The sequence below is a fragment of the Chloroflexota bacterium genome (assembly GCA_020161265.1).
Taxonomy (GTDB): Bacteria; Chloroflexota; Chloroflexia; order Chloroflexales; family Herpetosiphonaceae; genus Herpetosiphon.
In genome coordinates, this window is record JAIUOC010000008.1 from 368,865 (window position 1) to 394,352 (window position 25,488).

General features: G+C 50.3%; 23 protein-coding genes and 1 tRNA gene. 9 read left to right on the forward strand and 15 right to left on the reverse strand.

Annotated elements, in window-relative coordinates; all coding sequences use genetic code 11:
• Positions 1-303: 303 nt before the first annotated feature.
• Both LCH85_19370 and LCH85_19375 read left to right on the forward strand, forming a co-directional pair.
• Complete coding sequence (locus LCH85_19370; GenBank protein ID MCA0354161.1) at positions 304-570, forward strand: hypothetical protein; 267 nt, start codon at positions 304-306, stop codon at positions 568-570.
• Positions 571-784: 214 nt separating this feature from the next.
• The gene (locus LCH85_19375) at positions 785-2,077 is read left to right on the forward strand and encodes an MFS transporter (protein MCA0354162.1); all 1,293 of its coding nucleotides are present in this window, start codon (positions 785-787) and stop codon (positions 2,075-2,077) included.
• 68 nt (positions 2,078-2,145) lie between these two features.
• Here LCH85_19375 and LCH85_19380 read toward each other — a convergent pair whose 3' ends face one another.
• From LCH85_19380 to LCH85_19415, 8 genes are all read right to left on the reverse strand, one after another.
• Positions 2,146-2,916, reverse strand: coding sequence for a class I SAM-dependent methyltransferase (locus LCH85_19380; protein ID MCA0354163.1), 771 nt, complete (start codon positions 2,914-2,916; stop codon positions 2,146-2,148).
• Positions 2,917-2,941: 25 nt separating this feature from the next.
• Entirely contained in the window at positions 2,942-3,709 is a 768-nt protein-coding gene (locus LCH85_19385; GenBank protein MCA0354164.1) for an HNH endonuclease, read from the reverse strand.
• Between the two features lie 60 nt (positions 3,710-3,769).
• Positions 3,770-4,726 carry an aspartate carbamoyltransferase catalytic subunit gene (locus tag LCH85_19390; GenBank protein ID MCA0354165.1) on the reverse strand — a complete coding sequence of 319 codons (957 nt, stop codon included), beginning with the start codon at positions 4,724-4,726 and terminating at the stop codon, positions 3,770-3,772.
• Between the two features lie 75 nt (positions 4,727-4,801).
• Positions 4,802-7,885 carry an AAA family ATPase gene (locus tag LCH85_19395; protein MCA0354166.1) on the reverse strand — a complete coding sequence of 1,028 codons (3,084 nt, stop codon included), beginning with the start codon at positions 7,883-7,885 and terminating at the stop codon, positions 4,802-4,804.
• Positions 7,885-8,421: a bifunctional pyr operon transcriptional regulator/uracil phosphoribosyltransferase PyrR gene (gene pyrR / locus LCH85_19400; GenBank protein ID MCA0354167.1), complete on the reverse strand. Its 537-nt coding sequence runs from the start codon at positions 8,419-8,421 to the stop codon at positions 7,885-7,887. Before pyrR ends, LCH85_19395 begins: the two co-directional genes overlap by 1 nt.
• A gap of 94 nt (positions 8,422-8,515) precedes the next feature.
• On the reverse strand, positions 8,516-9,232 hold the full coding sequence (locus tag LCH85_19405; protein MCA0354168.1) for a glycosyltransferase family 2 protein: 717 nt from the start codon (positions 9,230-9,232) through the stop codon (positions 8,516-8,518).
• A gap of 284 nt (positions 9,233-9,516) precedes the next feature.
• Positions 9,517-10,815, reverse strand: a complete 1,299-nt coding sequence (gene fahA / locus LCH85_19410) for a fumarylacetoacetase (GenBank protein ID MCA0354169.1) — start codon at positions 10,813-10,815, stop codon at positions 9,517-9,519.
• On the reverse strand, positions 10,816-11,712 hold the full coding sequence (locus tag LCH85_19415) for a hypothetical protein (GenBank protein MCA0354170.1): 897 nt from the start codon (positions 11,710-11,712) through the stop codon (positions 10,816-10,818).
• Positions 11,713-11,938: 226 nt separating this feature from the next.
• On the opposite strand from LCH85_19415, the gene LCH85_19420 reads away from it, so the two are divergent.
• From LCH85_19420 to LCH85_19440, 5 genes are all read left to right on the forward strand, one after another.
• Complete coding sequence (locus tag LCH85_19420; protein MCA0354171.1) at positions 11,939-12,487, forward strand: RNA 2'-phosphotransferase; 549 nt, start codon at positions 11,939-11,941, stop codon at positions 12,485-12,487.
• A gap of 138 nt (positions 12,488-12,625) precedes the next feature.
• Positions 12,626-13,183: a CvpA family protein gene (locus LCH85_19425; GenBank protein ID MCA0354172.1), complete on the forward strand. Its 558-nt coding sequence runs from the start codon at positions 12,626-12,628 to the stop codon at positions 13,181-13,183.
• Between the two features lie 41 nt (positions 13,184-13,224).
• On the forward strand, positions 13,225-15,645 hold the full coding sequence (locus LCH85_19430) for an endonuclease MutS2 (protein MCA0354173.1): 2,421 nt from the start codon (positions 13,225-13,227) through the stop codon (positions 15,643-15,645).
• Positions 15,646-15,697: 52 nt separating this feature from the next.
• Complete coding sequence (locus LCH85_19435) at positions 15,698-16,081, forward strand: hypothetical protein (protein MCA0354174.1); 384 nt, start codon at positions 15,698-15,700, stop codon at positions 16,079-16,081.
• An 86-nt stretch (positions 16,082-16,167) separates the two neighbouring features.
• Complete coding sequence (locus LCH85_19440; GenBank protein MCA0354175.1) at positions 16,168-17,262, forward strand: hypothetical protein; 1,095 nt, start codon at positions 16,168-16,170, stop codon at positions 17,260-17,262.
• A 40-nt stretch (positions 17,263-17,302) separates the two neighbouring features.
• Here the strand turns inward: LCH85_19440 and LCH85_19445 are convergent, their stop codons facing one another.
• Positions 17,303-17,983 carry a deoxynucleoside kinase gene (locus LCH85_19445; GenBank protein ID MCA0354176.1) on the reverse strand — a complete coding sequence of 227 codons (681 nt, stop codon included), beginning with the start codon at positions 17,981-17,983 and terminating at the stop codon, positions 17,303-17,305.
• 362 nt (positions 17,984-18,345) lie between these two features.
• Between LCH85_19445 and LCH85_19450 the strand changes: the two genes are divergently transcribed.
• Positions 18,346-18,421 (forward strand) — tRNA-Thr (locus tag LCH85_19450).
• A gap of 29 nt (positions 18,422-18,450) precedes the next feature.
• Here LCH85_19450 and LCH85_19455 read toward each other — a convergent pair.
• From LCH85_19455 to LCH85_19465, 3 genes are all read right to left on the reverse strand, one after another.
• Entirely contained in the window at positions 18,451-19,386 is a 936-nt protein-coding gene (locus LCH85_19455) for a YitT family protein (protein ID MCA0354177.1), read from the reverse strand.
• Between the two features lie 352 nt (positions 19,387-19,738).
• The gene (locus LCH85_19460) at positions 19,739-21,292 is read right to left on the reverse strand and encodes a histidine kinase (GenBank protein MCA0354178.1); all 1,554 of its coding nucleotides are present in this window, start codon (positions 21,290-21,292) and stop codon (positions 19,739-19,741) included.
• Between the two features lie 94 nt (positions 21,293-21,386).
• Positions 21,387-21,869, reverse strand: a complete 483-nt coding sequence (locus tag LCH85_19465; protein ID MCA0354179.1) for a DUF2306 domain-containing protein — start codon at positions 21,867-21,869, stop codon at positions 21,387-21,389.
• Positions 21,870-22,073: 204 nt separating this feature from the next.
• Here LCH85_19465 and LCH85_19470 point away from each other — a divergent pair, with 204 nt between their 5' ends.
• Positions 22,074-22,655 carry a redoxin domain-containing protein gene (locus LCH85_19470; GenBank protein ID MCA0354180.1) on the forward strand — a complete coding sequence of 194 codons (582 nt, stop codon included), beginning with the start codon at positions 22,074-22,076 and terminating at the stop codon, positions 22,653-22,655.
• 3 nt (positions 22,656-22,658) lie between these two features.
• Here the strand turns inward: LCH85_19470 and LCH85_19475 are convergent, their stop codons facing one another.
• The 3 genes from LCH85_19475 to LCH85_19485 are packed head-to-tail and all read right to left on the reverse strand — an operon-like array spanning position 22,659 to position 25,401.
• A complete protein-coding gene (locus tag LCH85_19475; protein ID MCA0354181.1) occupies positions 22,659-23,399 on the reverse strand; it encodes a tetratricopeptide repeat protein in 741 nt (246 codons plus the stop codon).
• Positions 23,396-24,409: a VWA domain-containing protein gene (locus LCH85_19480; protein ID MCA0354182.1), complete on the reverse strand. Its 1,014-nt coding sequence runs from the start codon at positions 24,407-24,409 to the stop codon at positions 23,396-23,398. The genes LCH85_19475 and LCH85_19480 overlap by 4 nt, the downstream gene beginning before the upstream one ends.
• Positions 24,409-25,401 carry a VWA domain-containing protein gene (locus LCH85_19485; GenBank protein MCA0354183.1) on the reverse strand — a complete coding sequence of 331 codons (993 nt, stop codon included), beginning with the start codon at positions 25,399-25,401 and terminating at the stop codon, positions 24,409-24,411. Before LCH85_19485 ends, LCH85_19480 begins: the two co-directional genes overlap by 1 nt.
• Positions 25,402-25,488 lie beyond the last annotated feature (87 nt).

A 25,488-nucleotide genomic window follows, 5' to 3' on the forward strand; every position in this document is an offset into this window, starting at 1 on the left:
AAGGATGAATTATGAAGGATGAAGGTGCTAGGATTAATGCGATGCCACAATGTGAAGGGATTAAATGTTTGGGAATCTGAAGCTAATCCGGCAAGTTTGTGGCAAAAACAGCTGAGCATTCTTTGGATTTATAACTTGGTTTTAGCGCTTCGTGTTCTTCGTGTTCTTCGTGGATCATTTTGCAGATACCCCCAAGGATTAACCATCTTCTCACCAAAACAGGACAATTAGCAGCGATTTTTTGCCCAAGCCTTTGTTACAATAGATAGCACGATTATTGTCAAGATAGATAAAGGGTTGCCCATGGCTTCATCAAGCAGTTTTATCATCGTTCTTTTAGTGGTGGCAGTGATTGGCTGGTTGGCTACCGTCCATTGGATTCGGACGCACGAGCGTATTTCAGCCCGCTTGAAACGACTTTTGGTGCTCCCTGCTTGGTTTCCATGGATGGGCGCGGCGCTCGGTGTGCCTGTGATGCGCGGTGATATGCCACTTGGCGATTTGGGCAAGGCCATCGCTAGTTTTGTGGTTGGCTTAGGCGTTTTTTTGCTGACTCGCCGCGAAGCCTAAATATTTCCTCGGTTACCTCAATCAAATAACCAGCTTTTTCGTAAAATAGTCATTTCTGGATTGAACCCATGGCTGAAGCAATTTAACCATGGGTTTGCTCATGCCTAGCCCCCTGAATAGGAATAATGGGCGGTTATTCATTCTATAGTTGTATGCAAAAATTAGCATATCGTGATATGATAAACCCATTACTGCTTAGACAGGAAGCCGACAGATGCTTGAAAAACGAACTTTAGCTCAAACTTTGCATATTCCACGGCAATGGCCGTATATGTTTCGAGCGCTGAACCACCGCAATTTTCGCTTATTTTGGTTTGGCCAACTTATTTCGCTGATTGGCTCATGGATGCAATCGCTAGCATTGCAATGGCTAGTCTATCAACTAACCAGTTCGGCCTTTGCCATGGGCACGGTTGCTGCATTAACCTCATTGCCAGTGCTCTTGCTCTCGCCATTTATGGGCGTGGTGGTTGATCGCTATTCCAAGCGCTGGGTGGTGTTTTGGGCGCAAATGGGCGCAATGATTTCATCGTTGATCTTGGCAATTTTAACGTTTAGCGATAGCGTGCAATATTGGCATGTGTTGGCTTTAGCGCTGGTCAATGGGGTAGTTAATGCCGTCGATATGCCTGCGCGTCAAGCATTCACCTCAGAAATGATTGGCAATCGTGATGATCTGATGAATGCGATTGGCCTGAATGCCTCGATTTTCAATGGTGCACGGGCGATTGGGCCAGCCGTTGCCGCAATGTTGGTGAGCGCAGTAGGCTTGGCTTGGGCCTTTCTGCTGAATGGCTTGAGTTTTATCGCTGTGCTCATTGGTTTGATGATGATGACAGGTTTGATTGCGCCAGCACCTCGCAAAAGCAACAGCTCATCAGTCAGCGATTTTATGGATGGCGCACGCTATTCGTTACAAACGCCCTTAATTCGAATCATTTTGGTGTTGGTGCTTGTGCCAAGTATTTTGGGTTTTGGCTATACCTCGCTGCTGCCGATTTTTGCCGACCAAATTTTGGTTACGCCGCTCATCCCTGAAGGTTCAACCCGTTTGGGCGCGATGATGGTGGCAAACGGCATCGGTGCGTTGCTGGCGGCGCTGCGGGTTGCTCGCACGAATGCCCAAACTGATCGGCGCAAATTATTGCTGAATGGGGCGCTTGGTTTTGGCCTAGGTATCTGTTTGCTAGCCTTTAACCGCTCGTTTTGGTTGGCGCTGCCAATTATGACTTTTACAGGCTTTTCGATGGTTAGCTTTTTGGCTACCGCCAACACGATTTTGCAAACCACGGCGATCGATCGGCTGCGTGGGCGCGTGATGGGCTTTTATGTGATGACCTTGGTGGGCTTGGGCTTGGTTGGTAGTTTGCAGGCTGGCTTTGTGGCTGAACATTGGGGCACGCCAATCGCAACTGGAATTGGTGGCTTGGCCTGTGTGATTTCAGCCTTACTCGGTTTGCGTTCCAAAGCCTTGTTGACCTTAGTTCCGCAGCAAGAACAAGCCTAAATAGGAGGTGCGCAATGGTGCGTACAACAACGCCGTGATCGTTTTTAGGCGATCACGGCGCTCTTATTTTAGCGACACACAAATAAACCGACTGATTTTTGGATTGGAAATAGGCCTTGATTGGCCGCCAATTGGTCGCTGACCAACTCGCGACAAACTGCCAAATGCTCCTCACTCAAGCGTTGGGTCGAACGCACATACTCGACGATTGGCTCAACTTCAGTTACAGCTAAATTATTCTCGAATTTGATCATTTCAACCTGCTCAAATTGACTTTGGAGCAAAGCAACACCATTTTCGAGTGTAAAACTCAGGCTAAACGGCGTAACATCGGCGCTAGGATCGACTGCTTGAATCAGTTCTTTGATTTCGTGCATATGCTGATTGCCATTGGTCGCGGCGAAAAACAGGCCATTTGGTTTGAGTACCCGCCGAATTTCGGCCAAGGCTAGAGGTTGGTCGGCAACGTGGTAGAGCATATGATTGGCAATCACCACATCAAATGAGGCATCCGTAAATGGCAAATAATGGGCATCGACCTGGCTAAAATTCAATTGAGCTAGATCGGCAAGTTGATTTTTGGCGGTTTGTACCATGCCCAGCGAATGGTCGCTATAGCTAATCTGCAATTGGCCTAAATCGTGGCGATGCTCGTGCCACAAACGCCCAGTGCCGCCGCCAAGCTCCAAAACTCGGCCTTGGCTGGGCAATTGCATGACATCCCACAGCCACTCGACCCAATCTTGGGGATTGGTGCTAAATCGCTCGTGAATCGCGATGCGGGCTTGCAGATTATTGCTGGTGCCATATTGTTGGGCTAATTGCTGGCGCATGGTCATAATCACGTGCTCCCATATTTACATCCTAGCCTTGGAAAATATGTTGATTGTGGTAGCGCAAAAAGGCTGGATCAGGCTGAAATCGTGCAGGCAGTTCAATTTGCCGTCGATCGTAGGCCAATAATAGATCGTTTGTAGCTGAGTTAGCTGAGGATTTGATGAGGGTTGAGGCAACCTGAATTTGATAATCAGGCGTAATCGTGACCAAACCGCGATCAAAAGCCCGATCATGCAAGGCGTTCAAACATAGCCCATTATGCGGATTGACTCGTTGTTCGGCGGCATGTGCCCAAGGGACGATGTGGCTGGCATTCAACAAACTAGGAATATTTAAGCCAGTAATGCAGCAACGCTGATCATAGGCTGCAAGGACTATGTTACGAAAAAAGTGTTGATTAACGCGCACTCGACGCAGTTGTTCACGCTCTAAACCCTCAACAATCGGCAGTTCAAGCAAACTTGTTTCAAGCTCTGTTGTTGCTGCTGGCTGTAATTTTGCCAACAATTGTTCACTTTCAAACGCTAAAGCTTCCCAATTGTTATAAAATTCATTCCAGACAATACCATCTGCTTGACCAATATTGCTGGAGCCAGCAATCCCACGCTGTTGCTCTGAAGGATCAAGGCTAGCAAAATTGCCTAATTTACGGGCAACTGCCCCTGGAGTACGCCCAATTAGTTGTGCTAGTGCAATGACTTGGGGATTTCGGGCATGCATCTTACCAAAAGGGATCTGATAATAAAGATTGAGGACTGGGATTAATTCATCACGTTGCCAAAGATTTCGAGCCATCGCTACTCTCCCCAACAAAAGACCAGCCGCAAATCGCGGCATTTACGGCTGGTTGCTGGCCTAAACCTGCTCGCTGCCAGTAGCAAGGTAATAGAACAAAGCCATGCGCATGGCTACGCCGTTGGTAATTTGGGTTTCAATCACTGAATGCGGGCCAGTCGCCACGTCGGGCATAATCTCCACGCCTTCGTTCATCGGGCCTGGGTGCATCACAATCACGTTGGAGTTGGCGCTGGCGACGCGGGTCGCATTTAGGCCAAAGCGGCGGCTATACTCGCGCAATGATGGCAACAAACCACCTTCCATACGTTCGTGTTGCAAACGCAAAGCCATCAGCACATCAGCGCCCTCAGCAGCTTGATCGAGGCTGTGCGAAATTTCAACATTGGGCCATGTGCTTTGCCAATATTTGGCTGGGCCGATCAAGGTTGGTGGGCCACAAACTACTACTTTTGCGCCCATCGTCGTCAGTGCCCACAAATTGGAGCGAGCCACGCGGCTATGCAAAATATCACCAACAATCACCACTTTTTTGTCGGCCAACTCACCTAGCCGTTCGTGCATCGTGAATAGATCAAGCAGGGCTTGCGATGGATGGGCATGCCGACCATCGCCACCATTAATCACCGAGCCACGGAAATGCTGAGCCACCAGATAGGGCGAGCCACTTTGGCCATGGCGCATCACAATATAATCGGCTCCCAAGGCTTGTACCGTGCGCACCGTATCAACCAGTGATTCGCCTTTTTTGACGCTGGTATCTTTGGCTCCAAGGCTGAGCACGTTGGCCGAGAGCGCTTTGGCCGCTAGTTCAAATGATGAACGAGTGCGGGTACTATCTTCCCAAAACATATTGACCACAATTTTGCCGCGCAACGTTGGCACTTGCTTAACCGGACGCTCCAGCACATCCTTCATCTGGGTGGCGATGGTCAAAAGTGTGCGTAACTCATCAGCACTCCAATCATCAAGATCAAGCACATGCCGACGGCGCGGGGTAGTGGTTGGCGAACTCATAAAAATTCTCCATCTATAGCAAGTAGCAACTAATAAACAAAAGCGCTTAGGTTGTGGCCTAAGCGCCTTGACGGTTTAGCGACGGGCTGGCAAGGTTGCTCGCCAACGTAACGCCGCTTCAATAAAGAGATCAAGCTCGCCAGCAAGGGCAGCTTTGGGATTCGTATGGACGATTTCGGTGCGCGGGTCTTTGATCGTTGAGCGCTTGCCTAAGTGATAGCTGCGCACCACCGAACCCCAAGCATCGTCGCTGGGTTGAATAAAATCATCAAGTTGTTTCATCGCCAAGCGTCCCAACAAGATGCTCAGCAACATTTCGCGCACTGCCCGTTCGCTGCCGGCACATGCAAAGGCGGCTGCACCACTATAGCGATGAATTGCGCGTCCGGTTACCCGCAACTTGCGTAAGAAATAGCCATCGGCGCGGGTATTCATAACGGCCATTTCAATTTCGCTGCTGGCCGGGGCGGGCGTATCTTCGGTTGGCACAGGCAATACCGTTATCTGCACTTGGGTCACGGTTTTGAGCCGTGGCTCGCCGCCAGTTTCTGAGATGCGATGCGTGCCTGCTTCGCTGCGCAATAAACCGAACGCGCCCGAGCCGCTAATTTGTAACGTCACGCGAATCAGATTATCTTCGGCGGGCGTTTCGTCGATTACTTTGGCCTCAAAGCGTTTGCCCAGCGACCATTCCAAGTAGGCGTTGGCCAAGTTGCGAACCCAGCGCAAGCCCGCTTGGTCGCTCTCCAAAATGATATAGGTATCGTGCCAATCTTCGGGGTTGCTGAACAGCATTTCAAGTTCGGCAAAGCGTAAATCGCGCTCAAGCCGCTTGGCCATGCGCATCAGTTCGGGGAACAAACGTCGCTCGTTGCGATCACGTATCCGTTGCAATAGTTGGTCGGCATCATCATATAAACGCCGCAGATCATCGCAGCGGCCAACACGACGGGCTACATTGCTCAATTCTGTCAGCAAAAACTGCGCTTGTTCATGATCATCCCAAAAGCTGGGGCTAGACATTTCGTCCATCAACTCGGTTTGGCGTTCGCGGGCCTCAACCACATTCAATTGCTTGATCAGATGATTGAGCCGATTATGCAGTTGCTCAATAAACTGGGCTGCTTCTTCGATTGTTTGCGGCAATTGCAGCGCTTGTTCCTCAGGCGATGGCAGCAGCGGCTCATCATCATCATTTGCCACCCACGAAGCCTTGATTTGCTCGCGTGCCACGTACAAACGTAACAAGCCATTGGTTTGCTCAGGCCGTGTCAGCAAAGCCGAAGCCAAAGGATAGGTGACCATCTTTTCGATTTGGCGCTTGAGATAGCGTGCGCCATAACGGATGCTATAGCCATGTTTGAGCAAAATATCGAGCACAGCATCGTCGAGCTCAACCTGCACGTTGCGCCGCACCAAGCCTTCGCGTTCGAATAATTTGCGCATTTCGCGGGCGGCAATTTTGCGCATATCGCTTTGCGAAAGTGGCTTGAAGAAAATCACTCCATCAAGCCGATTAATAAATTCAGGCGAGAAAAATTCTTCAGTTTCGCGTAACACGCGCCGTTCAACCGCTTCGATACCTTCGCGGGCGGCAAAGCCCCAAGTTTCGCCTTGCACAATCGTCGCGCCAAAATTGCTGGTCATAATGATGATCGTATTGCGCAGGTTAATTTCCTCGCCCATCGCATTGACCAAAATACCTTCATCAAACAATTGCAAAAAGCGATTGAAAATTGAGCGATGAGCTTTTTCAAATTCATCAAGCAGCAGCACCGCAAAGGGCAAATTGATCAGCGCCATGGTCAGCTTGCCACGGCGTTCAGCATCGCTATCGCCCCAAGTACGGCCAAATAATTGGGCAAAATCGTATTCGCCGCTGTAATCGGCCATGTTGAAGCGCACAAAGCGTTCTTCGCTACCAAACAAGGTTGAGGCTAAGGTTTTGGCTAGCTCGGTTTTGCCTACGCCCGTTGGCCCAAGGAAAAAGTAGACACCCATTGGCCGCGCCGGATCGTGCAAACGGGCTTTGAGCAAGGCCAACTTTTGGACCATGGCAATCACTGAGGGATCTTGGCCAAGTACTCGTTCACTGAATGAACGGCGCAAGGCAATTTCATCAAAGCGCTCATTTTCATCAAGCAATAATTTGGTTAGGCCAGTGCGATTGCCAAAACATTCAACCACATGGCGCGGCAACACTTCGGGCTCGTGCTGGCGTTCAGCCAAGAGCAGCGAATCTTCCAGCAATTCAATCGCCTTGCCAGGAAAAGCTTGGTTCAGAATAAAGCGGCCTGCAATATCAATCGCTGTCGCTTGGCTGGTAGCCTCAATATTGGCGCGTTGGCGATGACGTTCAGCCACATGCTGGACAATTTCAGCAACCTGCTCAGGCTTGGGAATCGCCAATTGAATCGAGGTAAACAAATCGGCGAACGATTCACGATCAGCAGCGATGGCCTGCCACCGATCTGGGCGGGCTTCGGCGATAATTTTCAATTTGCCATTGTGTAAATTTGACTCAAGCGCGGCGGCCAAATCATCATCATCATCATCACCACGTTTGACCCCCGCCCCAACTGCGGCATGGATATCGCGAATAAATAACAATACCGCGCCATGTTCAGCCAATTTGCCAAATAAGGTTGAGAGATTGGCTCGCCAGCCCTCGCCAAATTGCAAGCCAGCCAATAACGAGGCTGGAGTCATCTCATACATCGGCAAATCGCGCAGTTTTTCGGGCATGTCTTGGGGTGTTTTAACCAAACGCCGCACCAATTCATGCACCAAGGCTGTTTTGCCCGAACGCGCCTTGCCCAAAATAATTGGATTCACATGATCCATCGAGGTGAGCAATTGCTGGACTGCCAGCAAATCCTCATCGCGCAAAAAGGCTGGACGCAACTCATCACGTTCAGCGCGAGCGCGAAGGTCAATCGTACAGCGGCTCAACAAATTGGCTAGTTCTTCATCTTCAACCATAATTCTCTGCTCACCTAACAATGGTGCAAGTTCATCAAGGGTCGCCAACAACGCAGCAGTTTCTTCGCGGCCATCAAGTTGCAATGGTGCCACCGCTGCTCGTTTGCGCCGTGACCCAACCTGCTCCAAAAAGCGTGATGTCCGTCGCCGTCGTCGTGCTTGCCCGCTTCGCCCCATCAGTCCTCCTGCACAATTACAACACTATCTTGGGCTGAATCAATTTCACTGAGTTGTACATCAACTCGCTCATTTTTGGCGGTTGGAATATTTTTGCCGACAAAATCGGCGCGAATTGGCAACTCGCGGTGGCCGCGATCGACCAGTACGGCCAATTGGATGGCACTTGGGCGACCCCAATCGCTCAACTCATTCAATGCTGCACGAATGGTGCGGCCAGTGTAGAGCACATCATCGACCAACACTACCACCCGTTTGCCTAATTCGGGCAAAATTGTGCGACCCAAAATTGGGGCTGGCCCACGCGAATGTAAATCGTCGCGATAGAGGCCGATATCAAGCTCGCCAACTGGCACCTGCACATGTTCGGTTTCGGCGATCATCGCAGCTAAGCGGCGAGCCAACGGCACACCTCGTCGGTGAATCCCCACCAGCGAAACCAAACTCGCTCCAGCGTTGCGCTCAACGATCTCATGGGCGATACGTTTGAGGGCGCGGCGAATTTCCTCGTCATTCATCAACTGTTTGGGTGTCATGGGATCTTGCTCCTGCCAGCAATAGCGTATTGTCTATTGTAGCCCCGATTGGCTGGCGGCGCTACCACACAGCGACCTAGGGCTAATGAATGATTTAGCCGCCCAAGCGAACCCGTACCAAGCCTTTAATGTCTTGCCAAGCGGTTTTAACAATTTTGACCGTTGTGCCCAAGTCTTCGATCCATTCAACGGGTACTTCAAAAATGCGATAGCCGCGTCGTTCAGCTTTGAGCAACAATTCAGTATCAAAAAACCATTCGTTATCGCGCACCATTGGGATGAGTTCTTGGGCTGCTTGACGGGTAATTGCTTTGAAGCCACATTGAGCATCGCGAAAACGATGCCAAAACAGTACTCGAATCAATAAATTGTAGGCGCGTGAAATCATTTCGCGCTTCCATTGGCGGGTAACAATCGCCCCGTGCATCAAGCGTGAGCCAGTGCCAAGGCTATAATCGCTGTGAATTAGGGCAGCGAGTAAGGGTGGCAAGGCACGAAGATTGGTCGAAAGATCAACATCCATATAACATAGGATATCGGCTGAACTTTTGAGCCAAGCAGTGCGTAATGCCCGCCCGCGCCCACGTTGCTCCAAGCGCTCGAAGTCGACCTCGCCCGGAAAACGGCTGCGCAAATCTTGGCAAATTTGGGGCGTGCGGTCGGTTGAGCCATTATCGGCGACAACGATGCGCCAACGATAAGGGCACGAGGCCTGCAAAAAATCGCGAAGGGCTAAGACGCTTTGCTCTAGCTGCTGCTCTTCATTCAATACCGGAATTACGATATCAACAGAGTAGTCGGTGTGTGCCATACAACCTCGGAGAAACAACAAACCCTAAGCCGACGATCCGACCTAGGGCATGAGCGAAAATGGGCAAAAAATTGCTATTGAGCTACACGCCTTCGCAGCCTCGCCGGACCGCATTTAAAGGACTGCTCGATTATAGTTGGCAGCTTGGGTAGTGTCAATCCTAGAAAGGATGAAGGCAAAAATCAAAAGGCAAAATATTGGGTAACCCACGAAGAGCGCAAAGAACCACAAAATCAAACTTTGTGCTCTTTGTGTGCTTCGTGGATCAAAACTTTGTGCTAGGCTCAATCCAACACAATGCCGCGACACTCGCCAAGCCCAATTTTTAGGCCAGCGGTAGCACCGCACCAGCCACGAATAATCACTTCATCGCCAGCTTGCAAGAAGCACCGTTGCTCGCCATTGCTGAGTTGAATTGGCTCTTGGCCACGCCATGTTAGCTCCATCAAACAGCCGCGTGAGTTTTTGCTTGGGCCTGAAATCGTGCCACTGCCCAATAAATCGCCAGGCTGAAGGTTACAGCCGTTGCTAGTGTGGTGGGTCAGCATTTGGGCGAATGTCCAGTACATATCGCTAAAATTGCCAAGGCTGATGACTTCGGCGGCTTGGCTTGCTGCACGCATACTGGCAGTTTGTAAACTAACTTCAAGGGTTAAATCAAGGCCACCAGCGCTGCGATTGGCTGGGCTATCCAAGTAGGCGAGTGGCGCAGGATCATCGGCAGGGCGCTCGAAGGCGGGGCAGCGGTAGGGTGCAAGCGCTTCGAGGGTAACGACCCATGGCGAGATGCTGCTGATGAAATTCTTGGCCAAAAACGGCCCGAGTGGCTGGTATTCCCAGGCTTGAATATCGCGTGCTGACCAATCGTTGAGCAAGCAAACCCCAAATACATGATGTTCGGCCTGCTCAATGCTGACTGGCTGGCCTAACTCGTTGCCTTGGCCGACCCAAAAACCTAACTCTAGCTCGTAATCAAGCAGGCGACATGGCCCAAATGTTGGTACTTCGGCCTCGGGAGCTTTGGTTTGGCCATGCGGGCGTTTGATGCTTGCACCGCTGACCCGAATCGAAGAAGCTCGCCCGTGGTAGCCGATTGGCACATATTTATAATTGGGCAAAAGTGGACTGTCGGGGCGGAACATTGAGCCAATATTGGTCGCATGAAAAATCGAGGCATAAAAATCGGTGTAGTCGCCAATTGCAGCGGGCAATGCCATTTCGGCCTCGGCTTGGGCCAGCAATAGTGAGGTTAATTCAGCCTGTAAGCTTGAACCTTCGCGCAACATTCGGCTGAGTTGCAAACGAATAGTGCTCCAAACCGCAGGCGTTAAGCTCATTAATTGATTTAAATTTTCAGCCCGACATGCTGCCAAACTGGCTTGATCAAGCTCGCTCAGATACTCGGCAGCTTGGCTTAAATCGAGAATTTCAGCGCCGATGGCTACGCCGATGCGCCATTGCTCTTGGCTAGCTTGGCGGCGAAACACGCCAAATGGCAAATTTTGAATCGGAAAATCGGCTCCAGCGATGTTGGCGCTGGATACCCAACTGCGCAAAGCTGGATCATGGGTTTCGTTTAACATTTAATTGGTTGCTCCATAGGCCAAGGCTGGCTGCTCGATAAAGCTGGCAAATTCGTTGATCGGCTCCTCGAATGAACAGGAACCAAAGGCGATCAATCCGTTCTGGCGCACAGCCTGCAAGTCATCATGCTCAAAATGCCAGTTACGCCAGCTGAGTCTGTGCTCAGTTAACTTAATTGCCGCTGGATCATGCTCAAGCAAGGCGGCTAGCACGTCGTGATGAGCAGCATTTTCTTGCAACAAGGCACTGGCTAAAATCAGATTCAGGTAGCCATACATCCAGCCCTTAGCACTATCCGTTGCATAGGTCAGGCGATATTGGCCGCGTAAGGGGTGGTGTAAACCAGCAGTCGCTTTATAGGCGACCCCATTGCTGATGCAGGTATGCAAAAAGCGCACAATTTGCTCTGGCTCAGGAAAAGCTTCGGCGATAATCCCACCAGTGCGAAGTTTGGCGCGAAGCCCAGTGCTGCGCAGAGCTGCAATTAAATGGCTTGGGTCGTGATCATGAGGAATTTCAACGAATACCATAGTTTGTTCAGGCCTAGCCGCATGAATCGCGGCGATTTGTTCGAGGCTCTCAGCCTTAATCTCAGCTGTATCAATCACGAACCAACCCTGATAACGCTGATTAAGCGCGGGGATTTCAGCAAGTTGAGCAGGATCAGTGGCTAAGAGGCTGATTGTCCAAGGTTGGCTTGGTTGGCTGCCAAGGCTGGTTTGCCATTCGGCAATCCGGCTGTAGGGCAAAATAAAACGGGCTAAATAGCCGTGTTGATTGCTAGTACGATAGTTGGCATACTGGCTGGTTGCTTGATCCATGGCCAGGGCGGCTGGTGGAAAAAGCCCGGCATAATCAATCAAGCCAGCGAGCAATGGTTCCCAAATCGGTGACATATCCAAAATCCTCCACGTCATTGTGGGACATACGATAGCCGATGATACTGCAAGTGTACGTGAAGTGAGCACTTGGGGCAAATAGTTGAGATTAATTCCATCGCAAAACCGAGCGTCAGTCTAAATCCAGAGACTGATGTCAAATCACTTAAGTTATGGTCAAATAAAGCTAGCAACGGAATTCAAGCAGCGCTTAATCTCAAGGCCCAAAGGAGCCAACCACGCCATGGATGAACGTCGATTAATTCGGGTTAGTAAATATCTGAGCAAACATCTACGCCATCAACCAGAGCGCTTGGGATTAACGCTTGAATTGGGTGGTTGGGTTGGGGTTGAGCAACTTTTGGCGGCCTGTGCGGCCAATAATTTTGCAATTAGCCAAGCCGAGCTGCGGGAAGTTGTTGAACAGAACAACAAACAACGCTTTGGCTTCGACCCAACTGGCCAAAAAATTCGCGCCCATCAAGGCCATAGTGTGGCGGTCGATTTAGGTCTCGTGGCCCAGCAACCGCCAACAATCCTGTATCACGGTACAGCCAAACACAACCTAGCAACAATTTTGAGTGATGGGCTGCGGCCTATGCAACGCCAGCATGTCCACCTCTCGCGTGATCGGGCGACAGCGCTGCAAGTCGGCGCACGTCACGGCCAAGCAGCGATTTTAATCGTCCAAGCTGACGAATTATTTCAGGCTGGGCAAGCCTTTTTTTGCAGCGACAACGGCGTTTGGCTGACTACCGCCATCGCTCCTGCCTATCTGGCGCTTGAAAGCTAAGGCGCTTGGGTTGTTCTGAGGCGGCAGATCGGGCTATGCTATAATACGCCCATCGCGCTTTGGCCACCCATGATCCAGCAACATCCACGGATTTTCCGCGATGTTTTGGCTCTGCGTGGGTAGATGAGGAACTTGCTCATGCCATTTGTAGACATTCTGTTGCTGCTTTTCGTTGTGATTGGGCTATTCTATGGCTTTTTTCAAGGCATGTTAAAAGTTGGTGTTGCCATTTTCGTTTTTTACCTAACGATTGTGCTTTCATCACTGTATTATCGGCCATTAGCCTTGATGATCAGCAAAAATTCGACAACGCCATTCCAAGTTTTGGAAATGTTATCGTTTTTGATTTTGTTGTTCGTACTATTTTTTATTTTGCTGTGGGTGGCCAGCTATACCTTTCGCTATCTCAAAGTCGGCGGTCAACTCCAATATATCGATAAGGTAATTGGAACCTTCCTTGGGTTAATTCTCGGGGCGATGATTGCCAGTATTTTTGCAATGATGTTACGCTATTTATTTACAACAAATGCAGCAGCAGTGCTCGATTATCCAGCGATGAAGTTTCTACAAGCTAGCACACGGGCATCAGTATTAAAAGATGTATTTTTAAATATTATCTTGCCGCTGATTTACGGGCCAATTAGTCCAATTATGCCCGATAGTGCTGATACATTATTCCGTAGTATTCAAAGGTAATCGTGCGGTGCTTTTGCACTTGCAATAGAAGAAGTTTCGTGATGATATCAGAAGTTGTACTCCAAACCCTTGAGTTCGATAAAGTTCGTGATCAGCTTGCACGTCATGCTGCGTTTAGCGCAAGCCGTGAGTTGGTTGCGCAACTCCATCCATCAACCGATGGGCAGTGGATTCTGCAGGCGCAAATTCGTACCAGTGCCGCTCGTGCTTTAATTGAATCGTTTGCCGATGTCTCAATTGGCGGTGCTCGTGATGTTCGCCCTGCGGTGGAGCATGCTCGTCGTGGTGGGATTCTTGAGGCGAGTCGGGTACAAGAAATTGCCTCTACTTTGGGGGCGATGCGGCGGTTGCGCGGCCAAGTCTTGCGTAATCATCCCGATTTTGTGCCATTACACCCTTTGGCTGAACAACTGCCAAATTTGGTCACGCTAGAACATGAAATTGAACGCACAATCGGCCCTGATGGTGAAGTTTTAGATAGTGCTTCGGCTGAATTGGGCCGCTTGCGTAGCGCCATTCGGGTGGCGTTTAATCGGTTGCAAGAGCGTTTGCAAGCAATTATCAATTCGTCGCAATATGCCGATGTGCTGCAAGAGCCAATTATCACGGTGCGCGATGGCCGCTATGTCGTGCCAGTCAAAGCGCCGCAACGACGCGCCTTGCGCGGGATTGTCCACGATCAATCATCATCGGGCGCAACCCTGTATATCGAGCCATTAGCCACGGTTGAGTTAAATAACCAGTGGCGTGAGCTGCAATTGGCCGAACGCGAAGAAATTCAACGCATTCTGGCGGCGCTTTCGGGCAAAATTGCCAACGAGGGTATGCCAATTATTGTTGGAGTTGAGGCTACCGCTGAATTAGATTTAGCCTTTGCCAAAGCTAAATATAGCATTAGCCTGCGTGCTAGCCAGCCTTCGATCAATACCCCAGTTCCCGTCGATGATTTGCATCCCGAATCAACTTTGTCGTTGCTCAAAGCCCGCCATCCCCTGCTCAACCAAGATCTGGTTGTGCCAACCGATGTCTGGCTGGGTGGCCCAACTCAGATGATTATTATCACTGGCCCGAATACTGGTGGTAAAACCGTAGCGCTCAAAACCGTCGGTCTGATGGCATTAATGGCCCAGGCGGGTCTGCATATTCCAGCGCATCAAGGCTCACGCCTCCCCATTTTTGGTAAAATTTTTGCTGATATCGGCGATGAACAAAGCATCGAACAAAGCCTCTCCACCTTCTCCTCCCACATGACCAACATCATCCAAATCCTAGATCGGGTAACCCCCGATTCATTGGTGTTGTTTGATGAATTGGGCGCTGGCACTGATCCGGTTGAGGGTGCGGCTTTGGCCCGCGCAATCATCGAACGCTTATTGAATGTGGGATGTTTGGCGATGGCAACTAGCCACTATGCTGAACTCAAGGCCTTTGCCTACAGCACTGATGGGGTTGAAAATGCCTCAGTTGAGTTTGATGTTGAAACCTTATCACCAACCTATCGGCTTTCAATCGGCTTGCCAGGCCGCTCGAATGCTTTGGCAATTGCTGAACGCTTAGGGCTTAAACGCGACTTAATCGAACGTGCTCGGGCGACGATTAGCCGCGATAATGTCCAAGTTGAAGATTTGCTAGCTGCGATTCATCGCGAACGCACAACCGCCGAAACTGAAGCCGCCCGCGCCTTGGAATTGCGCGAAGATGCCGAATTGGTGCGTGATCGACTGAGCCGCGAATTGTATGAATTTGAACAGGATCGCGAACAGCAATTAGCCAGCTACCAACGCCAACTTGATGAAGAATTGCGCGAAGTACGAGCTGAATTGCGCCGCTTACGTGATGAATTTCGCTCAGTTTCGGTTAGTCGCCAATGGATGGAACAAGCCGAACAACGCCTCAGCCGAGTTGCCGAACGGGTTCCCCAAACTCCAACTCCTCCCAAAGCCAAAGTTCCAGTTGTTCCCAAAGTTGCGCTGGCCCCACTTCCTCGCACAATTCAAGTTGGCGATCAGGTGTTTGTAAGCAGCGTGAAGCTTTCGGGCGTGGTGCTCGACTTGGATGAAGAAGCCAACGAGGCCGAAGTTCAATTGGGTGGCTTCCGCTTGCGGGTCGATTTACGCGAGCTGCGGCTGGAAAAAGCTGGCACAACCCCAACCCAAGCGGTACAAAAATATGTGCCTGTTCAGCGCATGATCAATACTCCACCGCCGCCGAATGTTTCGATGCAGCTTGATATGCGTGGTTGGCGAGCCTCGGATGTTGAAAGTCAGCTCGATCATTATCTCAACGATGCGTACCTCGCCAATCTTTCAGAAGTGCGTTTGGTCCATGGCAAAGGTACAGGGGCGCTGCGCCAAGTTGTCCGAACATTGCTCAAACGCCATCCCTTGGTCGAATCGTACAATAGCGGCAGCCAAGGTGATGGCGGCGATGGCGTAACTATCGCCAAAATGGTTGCTCGTTGAGTTAGCACAGGGTTGAGTTTGCTCAGCCCTGTTGCTATTTTAGAGATCGATTATGTATGTTGTGCCGCACGATCAAGATAGCTATCAAAGCATCAATCAACCATTGCTCTGGCTGAGCGGGCTGAATGCTGGCTGGAGTGTTTGGTCAACTCAGCAGCAGTTAGCCCAAATTGATTTGCTGTGGATTGGCTTATTGTTGGCTGGCTATACGGGCTTGCTGGCGTGGCTGCGCACCCTGAGTTTTCAGCGGCGACGGTTGGTGATCGATGGGCTGCTGATTGTGCTAAGTATTGCTTTGGGTTTGGTTGGCACAGTCATATTTGTGCAGATCACATCAATTTCAGGTGCAGTTTGGCCGTGGCTGCGCCAAATGGGCCTTGTGGTTGGGCTATTACTTTGGCAACAATGGCGCATGATTTCAACCCAATCTGCTTGAAATATGCCCAAATCAAGGCTTTTTTGGTATGATCTCTGCAAGGTAGCTGAATGTGAAGTTCAGCCAAAGCTAGGAGCCAACAAGGCATGATTCATTCGGCAGCGTGGTTAAGGCAGCGCCATCGGCGGGTAATGCGTGGGTTACGGGCATACTTCGGCTTGCAATTAGGGCTTTCGGTTGGCGGTGCGTTATTGCTGTATTGGCTTGGCGAGCGGCCTGTTTCCCCATTAATTATTGGTAGTGGCATTGTGGTTGGCCTCTTGTTATTGCCGCATGCTCGGCGCTGGCTGGGCTGGTTGTATATTCCCAGTTTGTTATTAACTGATTTGGTGCATGTGACTGCGCTGCTGTGGCTAACTCCCGCCAATGCCTTAGAACGGGGCAGTTTATGGGCCTTGGCTTATATTCCATTGTTGGTAGCGGCGGGGCGTTGGTGGAGCTATAGCGGTGGAGCTTTGGCCTTGGCGGCAATGTTGATTGCCGATGCAGCGGTGTTGTTTGGGCGTTTGGCTTGGCGCGAGGCCTTGCCAGTATTTATTTTCCAAGCAGTCACAGCAGCTTTGGGCACTTGGGCCGCCGCCCACAACGAGTCGCGCACTCGCCGCGATTTGTTGCATAGCGAAGCCTATCATCTGAGCGAATCGCGGGTGAATGAGCTAACTAAAAGCTATCAACAAACAATTCAGCAATTGCAAAGCCTACGCGAAAACCCTGAAGCCTCGGCCATCGACCAATTGCGCCAACAGCTTCACCGCACCCTGCGCGATGTTGGTGGCCTGCCTTTGGCTCAACGTACCTTGCCTGAAGCTTTGGCCGCCGAGTTGCGTACCCTGAAAACTGAAGGTAATTTAAGCATCAACTACACCTGTGATGGCCATTTGCCCGTACTTTCGCCCAGAGCAACAGCCTATATTTGGCGGGCTGCCCAAGAATTATTGAGCAATGTGCGCGACCATGCCCAAGCCCAGCATTTGGATGTTGAGTTATATGGCGATGAAGCGACAGTTGTGTTGCAAATTCGTGATGATGGCATTGGGTTTGATCCTAATTTGCTGCGCGACGATCAGCATTATTCCAGTTTGGCGGCGCTGGCAACTCAAGCCGAAATCCATCATGGGACATTTGAAGTTCAATCGCAACCCCAAGCGGGTACAACCATTACCGTGCGGGTTGAGGGCTAAGATTAAGCCCAAGTCTCAATTGAAACTTGGGCTAATCGAGCTAGGATTTATCGCCATTAATTGGCAAGCGATATTGGAAATTGCTGCGTCGGCCCACCGCCTGACCAATAATTTCAATCACCTGCTGGCGATGATCATCGCGATTGACCACATCCAGATCGTCAGTTTCGATTGTAAGCACTGGACACAACTCGAAACGGCGTAGCCATTCATCATAACGATTGTTCAGATGGCTCAAATAATCGGCGCTAATATTCATCTCGCTTGGCCGAGCGCGTTTTTTGATTCGCTCCAATAAGGTGGGAACCGAGCCGCGCAAATAGACCATCAAGGTTGGTGGGGTCGTCGATTGAATCAGCGCTTGGTAGAGTTTGCGGTAGGTGCGAAAATCGCGATGGCTCATAATGCCCTGCTCCAACAACCCCTTGGCAAACACCTCATAATCTTCATAAATCGAGCGATCTTGAATTAATGAGATCGGCGTATCAGCAATTTCGCGTTGTTGCTCGAAGCGCTGAGCCAAAAACCACATTTGCGAATGAAAGCCCCAGCGATGTTTATCGGCATAAAAATCATCGAGATACGGATGATCGGCCACAAATTCGTAGTAGGGCTGCCAGCCAAAGGCGGCGGCCAAGGTTTCGACGAGGGTGCTTTTGCCCACCCCAATATTGCCCGCCACACTCAAATATAAGTGTTGGCCGAAAAATGTATGTCCCATGGTGCTTCAATCCTTGTTACCAGGCGAATCGTTGTTCTGCAACCAATCCATTATAAAGTCAAAAATCAAAAGGCAGAAGGCAAAGAGAACATAGAGCAAAGAACATAGAACATAAGGAATATGGCTATTGGCTGTGGGCTATCGAAATATGCTTCGTGTCATTCGTGGCTAAAAAAAGGATGAGGAATTGGCTATAAGCTATCGGAACAATTGTTGGCATTTCGAAACAATCTCCGATAGCCTACAGCCGATAGCCTAATCTCCCTTCGTGCTCCTTGCTGGCCCCTGACCCCTGGCAACTGATCCCGCGAATGACATTTGACAAGGCTGATGGGCACTGCTATAATTTTCAGCGCACATCAGCCGATGTAGCTCAGTTGGCAGAGCAACTGTTTCGTAAATAGTAGGTCACGAGTTCAAGTCTCGTCATCGGCTCCATTCAATCACTCGCTGCGGCGAGTGATTTTTTATTCAGCTTTGGCAGGCCGGAAGCCCTCGCCCAGCACCTCAACCGCTTCAGTCATTACCACAAACGCCCGTGGATCGATGTTGTAAATCATCTTTTTGAGAATTGCAATTTCGGCTTGGCTGATGACGCACATCAATACAGCTCGTTCGCGGCCACTGTAACCGCCACGGCCTTCGAGCATGGTCACCCCACGATCAAGATCGTGCAGCACAGCATCACGGATTGCCTCAGGTTTGTCGGAAACGATCAAGGCTGAACGGCCATCGCTGAAGCCTTCTAACACAATATCGATCACGCGGGTTTCGATGAAGGCCAGCAACAAGGCATACAACACCGGAGTTGCGCCGTAAATCCAGCCAGCCGCGCCAAACACCACAACGCTCGAAATGAGCATCGATTGGCCTGGGCGAATGCCACGCCATTGCTGTAACAAGCGAGCCACAATATCGACCCCACCAGTTGTACCGCCAACTCGCAAGACCAAACCTGTGCCGATGCCGCTGAGCAAAGCTCCATAGGCGATGTACAACAATGGTTCGCGTTGCACAAACTGGCCTACCCGATTAGCCGTTAGATCAATAAAAACCGAGAGCATTACGGTGGCGAAAATTGTGCGCAAGCCAAAGACAAAGCCGCCCAACCGCTTCAAGCCAATAATAAACAAAGGAATGTTGAGCACCAACGACGTTACGCCAATTGGCAAACCGAGCAGCGTTTTGAGCATGGCGGCGATCCCCGTCACCCCGCCAAAAATCACATTATTGGGGTCGAGAAATATATTCAAGGCGAGCGCGATACAGAGCGTACCAATCGTCATCACCAAATAATCACGTAGAATGCCGGGAATTTGTTCGCGGCGGATAGCTAAACGGTGCATAAAAACCTCAAGATGCTGATAACCAACCAAAAAGACCACCTCAGCAAGGTGGTGCATACATGGCTCGCTATCAAGGTAGCTGTTGATAGCGCTATCCTACCGCGAAATTATTAATTTTCCAACCCCATGAAACTATGCCATTAGTCCTAAGCCTTGAAAGGATGAAGGATGAATTATGAGGGATGAAAACAAAAGGCAAAAGACAGAAGGCAAAAAGAACATAGAACATAGAGCAATAGGGGTCAGGATTCAGGAGTCAGAAACTACTAAGGAATTGACACCGGATTTGGGGGTATGAAACCTTTGCGCCCTTCGCGTGCTTCGCGGTTCCGATCCTTCGTGCATCTTCGTGTTCTTCGTGGTTAAAACTAACCCCAGCTCCCGACAACCGATCCCCGATTCCTAAGATTTACAACGGCAAACACAGCGTTAGCAATGTACCAGCGCTTGGCTGGCTTTGAATCGAGAGCGAACCTTGGATGAGTTGAGTTCGTTCGCGCATGCTGGTCAGTCCAAAGCCACCGCTGGCCGTTTGTTGCACAGCGGCTAGTTCAAAACCTTGGCCATCATCGCTGACCGTGATTTGCAGCTGGCCGGCGGCGACGGTTGAGCGAATGGCTACATGCTTGGCTTGGGCATGCTTTTCAACATTGCTCAAGGCCTCGTTGACCACCCGCAATACCTGAATCGCCATATCGCTAGGCAGCGTAAGCTCTTGACCATCGTGGCTGTATTGGCTTTGAATATTGGTGCGTTGATGAAATGTATCAACCAACTCAGCCAAAACATCGCTGAGCACCCGCCCATCAATCGCTGGTGCAGATAAATTCCAGACGCTGCGCCGCAGATCGTGCAAGGCTGCCAAGGCCAAATCATAAGCTTTTTGCAAGCGTAATTGGGCTTTTTCGGGCTGATGGAGGTTGCGCATGCCAGCCTCAATTTGTAAGCGCAAGCCTGTTAGTTGTTGAGCCAAGGTATCGTGAAAATCGCGGGCTAGGCGGTTGCGCTCAGCCAAGGTTGCCGAGAAACGTGCTTGTTCGTAGAGTTGGGCGTTGTAAATCGCCATTGCTGCGGCATCGGCAAATGGTTGCAGCGCTTGGCGCAAAGCTGAATTGGCTGGCTGGATACTCCAATAGCTCAAACTACCAATTGTTTCACCTTTGGCGTGGAGCATGATCTCAAGGCTCTGTAAATGGGTATCAGGACTCCCAACGCTGGCCACGATCCGCCATTCTTGATCTTCGAGCAGGGCTACCGTAACTGCTTGGGCATTGGCTAAACTGCGGCCTGCCTCAGCTACTTGGGCTAAAACGCGGGCTAATTGAACTTCGCTGGATAATGCGGCAGTGATCGCACTGAGCTGTTGTAAATAATCGCGCTCTTGCGCCAATTCTTGGGCGAGTTGCTCGACTTTTTGGCGGGTGAGCACCGATTGGTTGGTGACATAACCAAAGAGCGTAACAAACAGGAGCAATACAATTTGGCTCGATAAGGCGGATAAACCAGCACTGCTTAATGGCAAGCCTGCGCCAATAAAACTGGCACTCATCAATATTGCAATTAAGCCAGCAATGATCAGGGTTTTGGGGAGGGGATAGGTTCCGGCGATAAAGACCATTGGAACCATAAAGGCAATTGGTTGGGTCGTGAAATCGCGGCTAAGCAGTTGCATCAAGGCTGCAAGCCCAAAAACCACACTAATTAACAGTTGTGGATTGCGGCGAAAACGGTTACAAAGCGGTGTTTCAAACCAAAAAACACTTTTCAAGCCTATATAACCAATGGCTGCGCCTAAATAAATAACCAAATTCACGCCACGCAGACTGCCATCACTCAATCCAATAATTGGTGGCACACCACAGGCTACCAAGGCGGCAATAACGCCCGACCACAATAAACTTTGGTTGTGAACGCGATCTTGCGGGGTTTGTTGATCAATTGTGATTGACTCTGGGTGCATCATAAACCAGCTACTCACCTAAATCTGCCCATACTATAGCATTATTGGCTTCTAACGCCCAGCTAGAAGCCAATGATTATGTGATTAATTACGCGGTTTAGTTGCTTGCTGCATTGCCCAATTGCTTGGATTTGGGGGCAAAACCATAGCGTTGATCAAGCTTGCGACCCACATAGGGCAGAATGAAGAAGGGTAAAGAAACTTCAGCCGCAAAAATCCACATGTTAACATCAACCCCAAGGCGGGCAATAATTTGATTGAGGGTTGCGACACACACAAAGGCATATGATTGGGTCATCCATTGATAGTGTAGGCGTAGCCAGCGTCGCCCCAAGCGTTTACGAAAGAAAATCACGCTATAGGCAAAGCTGGCTGAGGCCATTCCCAATCCATTCAGGACATCGGGCGCACTAACTCCTGCCCGACTGATGACGATGCCTGTACTGAAGAGGGTTACCCATCCCAACAAATAGCCTTTGCCAATCCATCGATGGGTGGTTGTGCCGTTGGGCCAGCGATGGGCCGCCAAGCCAGTGCCAAGTGCTAAGACCGCCCCCATAATATGCAAAATCAGAAACATTGCCATACCTCACCAGTAAAGAAGCCTAATTCCAATGACTGGAGTTTAGCAATGTGCGCGTGCTAGTCCATCAGTACTAAGTGTTACAACCAAACTAGATCAAAAGAACTAGTTGAGGTTAACCATAATGTTGCCTACTATTGTCTGTCGGGCAATGCTATCGTATCTCCAATGCTCCACCTTTAATCCACGAGGAACCTAGTGATGGATACGGCCTTACCCCTGATTGCCATTCGCGATATCTACAACCAGAGTTTACCATTTGGCTCGTTATGGCGCGATCAAGCGGCGCTTTTGGTGTTTTTGCGCCATCCAGGTTGTGCGGTGTGTCGGCGTAATTTGCTCGATTTGTATGATTACACCACGGCTTTTCGCATGTTGGATATTAATTTGGCGGTGATTACGATGGCCGAGCCAGCCGCTGCCCAAGCCTTTGCGCGGCTTTATCGCTTGCCCATCCCAATCTATAGCGATCCAGAGCGCCAAATTTATCGGGCAACTGGGTTTAGTGAGGGTAGTTTATACAGTGTGGCTAGTCCTCAGGTGATGTTGCATCAGGCTTGGCAATTTTTGCAGGGGCATTGGGTTGGGGGTGGGCAAGGTCAATCGTTGACCCAACATGGCGGTCACGCGTTGATTAAATGTCGCGCAACCGCCCCAAGTTATATTCACGTCGCCGATCCGATCTATCGCTACCCAGCTTGGCAAAGTGTCTTGGAATATACCCAACAGCGATTTTACACCCCTGAAGAGATCAATCCCAGTTTTGCCCGTCAATTGGCTTAACTGCTACCAACCTTCGTCATCGCCGCCTTGGCTATCGGTCGGGTTGCCATCGGCTCCAACCGCGTAATTATCATACAGATCTTCGCGATTGCGATCCTCGCTACGCTCCAATTGATCGAGTTGGCGTTCAGCTTCATCAGGGTTCATGCTCGATGGTGGGGCTTGAGGGCGTTCCGGTGGTTGGCCGCCGCCACTTGGATCTTGATTTGGCTCAGGCTGTTGGCCATCTTGTGGTGGTTGATTAGGATCTTGTTGGCCATCCTGTGGCTGCTGATTGGGATCTTGTTGATTGCTAGCTTGTTGCTGTTGTTGCTGCTGCTCTTGAATTTTTTGGGCTAGCTCAAGGTTATATTTGGCATCAAGGTCATCGGGATTAATCCGCAAGGCTTTTTTATAGGCTTCAATCGCCTCATCAAGCTCCTCTAGCCGAAAATGGGCATTACCTTGGTTGTAATAAATAATCGCTTGGGTAGCAGCATCGGCAGTTTGCAAGGCATTATTTGGGGCTTCGATTGCACCTAAATAATCGCCCATTTGATAGCGCGTATTGCCTAAATTAACCTGTGGTTCAGGCCGATCAGGAGCCATCAAGACAGCTTCTTTATATTGATTGAGGGCTTGGCCATACACGCCCTGCTCGTAGAGTGCGTTGCCCTCAGCATTAATATCGGCGGCAGACGGTGCGCCGCAACCAGTCAGGGCTAATAACAGCAAGCCCGTGCTAACAATCGTTGTAGGTTTCATGCTGCTACCACCTTTCGTTGCTCCAAGCGCCCAACAAAGACATCGGCAACCAATAAAATAAAGGCTAAGCCTGCGAAAATATAGAAGCGCTCGCTGTAAACTCGCCGAGTTTGATCAGTCAGATCAACCGGAGCGCTTTGTTCAAGCGCCGTTTGCAATTGGTTAAGATCTAACGTGCTGCCATCGAAGTAGGTTCCACCAGTGGCTGAGGCAATTTGTTCAAGCAAAGGTCGATTGAGTTTGCTAATCACCCGTTGGCCTTGATCTTCAACATAGCTAATGTTGCCGAGATCATCGTAGACTGGAATTTGGCCGCCAGCTTCGGTTGCCATGCCAATTGTATGAATTGTCAGCCCCATTTTGGCAGCTTCGCGGGCGGCGGCAACCGCTTCACCATCGCTTTGCTCATCGGAATCGCCGCCATCGCTGATCAAAATCATGGTTCGGCCTTCGATTTGGCCAATTGGAAATGAGCGTAAGCCCTCGGTGATGACTTCTTCAACATCGGTTCCACCGAGCGAAAGCCCGCGTGGGTTGATTGGCTCAACCAAAGAGCGGGCCGCTGCAAGGTCGCTGGTCAAGGGAAATTGCACATAACTCGATGAACCAAACATCAGCATGCCGACTTGATTGCCTTCTAAGCGGTCAAGCAAGGCTAAAACCATGCGTTTGCTAGCATCGATTCGCGATGGTCGCACATCTTGAGCCGCCATACTGCGGGAGCCATCAAGCAAGATTAACACTTGCAAACCGCTACGCTTGAGCGTTTCGTCGCCGCTGCCCCAAACTGGCCGTGCCAATGCGACGATGATTAATCCTACGGCACTGAGTTGCAAGACGATCCGAATGCGACGTTGGCGGGTAGGCTGCATCGAGAGCAACGAAGCAATTAATCCTGGGTCGCCGAGAGCGGCGCGATCGCGCTCTTCGGCACGCCGAGCCAGCCAGAAAACCCCCGCTAAGGGCAGCAAAACCAATAAGAGCCATAAATTTGCTGGTACAAGTGCCATTAGCCAATACTCCGTAGGATGGTATTGCGTAGCAAAATTTCAATCATCAAGAGCAAAAGTGCTCCGGCGGCCCATGGTTGCCAAGCCTCGGTGTAACGAACTAATTTTTCGCTAGCAACTTGCGAACGTTCCATTTTATCGATCGTATCGTAGACATCGCGTAGGCCTTGTTCATCGCCAGCACGGAAGAAAATACCACCCGTCTGTTCAGCAATATCACGTAGGGCCACTTCATCCTCGGCAGTTGGTGCTGGAATCAAATAGGTTTCATCGCGCCAAGGATCATGCACTGGATATTCGCCGTTGCCTGGTTTACCAACCAAAATGGTGTAGACCCGCACATCCAAAGCTCGGGCAATTTCGGCAGCTTGGGCTGGCTCGATATCGCCACGATTGTTCGAGCCGTCGGTGAGCAAAATCACGACCTTGCTTTTGGTGGTGCTATTACGCAAGCCATTGACCGAGTGGGCTAAGGCGAGGCCAATCGCTGTACCATCAGGGCGACGCACGGTTTGCACTTGACCCAATAAATTTTGCAAAAAGTCGTAATCAAGCGTCAAGGGTACTTGGGTAAAGGCATGGCCCGAAAAAACTACCAGCCCAATCCGATCATCTTTGCGGCCTTTGACAAACTCGGCAATAACTTCTTTGGCCACGGTAATTCGATCTTTTGGATCGAAGTCGCCAGCCTTCATACTCAACGAAATATCCAAGGCTAGCTGAATATCGATGCCTTCGCGCACTACCCGTTCGGAGCTTTGGGCATATTGTGGGCGGGTGAGCACAACCACCAATAAGCCAACCGCCGCAGCTCGCAACGAAATCAACACAGGCCGCATGCGAATCCGCCACGACGGCTTGACCCCACGCAGCATGCCCAAATCGGAGAAGCGCATGGTTACCACTTCGCCGCGACTTCGGCGATACATCGACCACCAGACAATCGGCACAATTGGCAACAACCAAAATAACAATGGATAAGCAAATGTCATAAGCAACTCTGATATAAGGATGAAAGATGAGGGCTGAAGGATGAATTAATCAGCTTCATGACCTTTACCATCGATCAATTAATACGC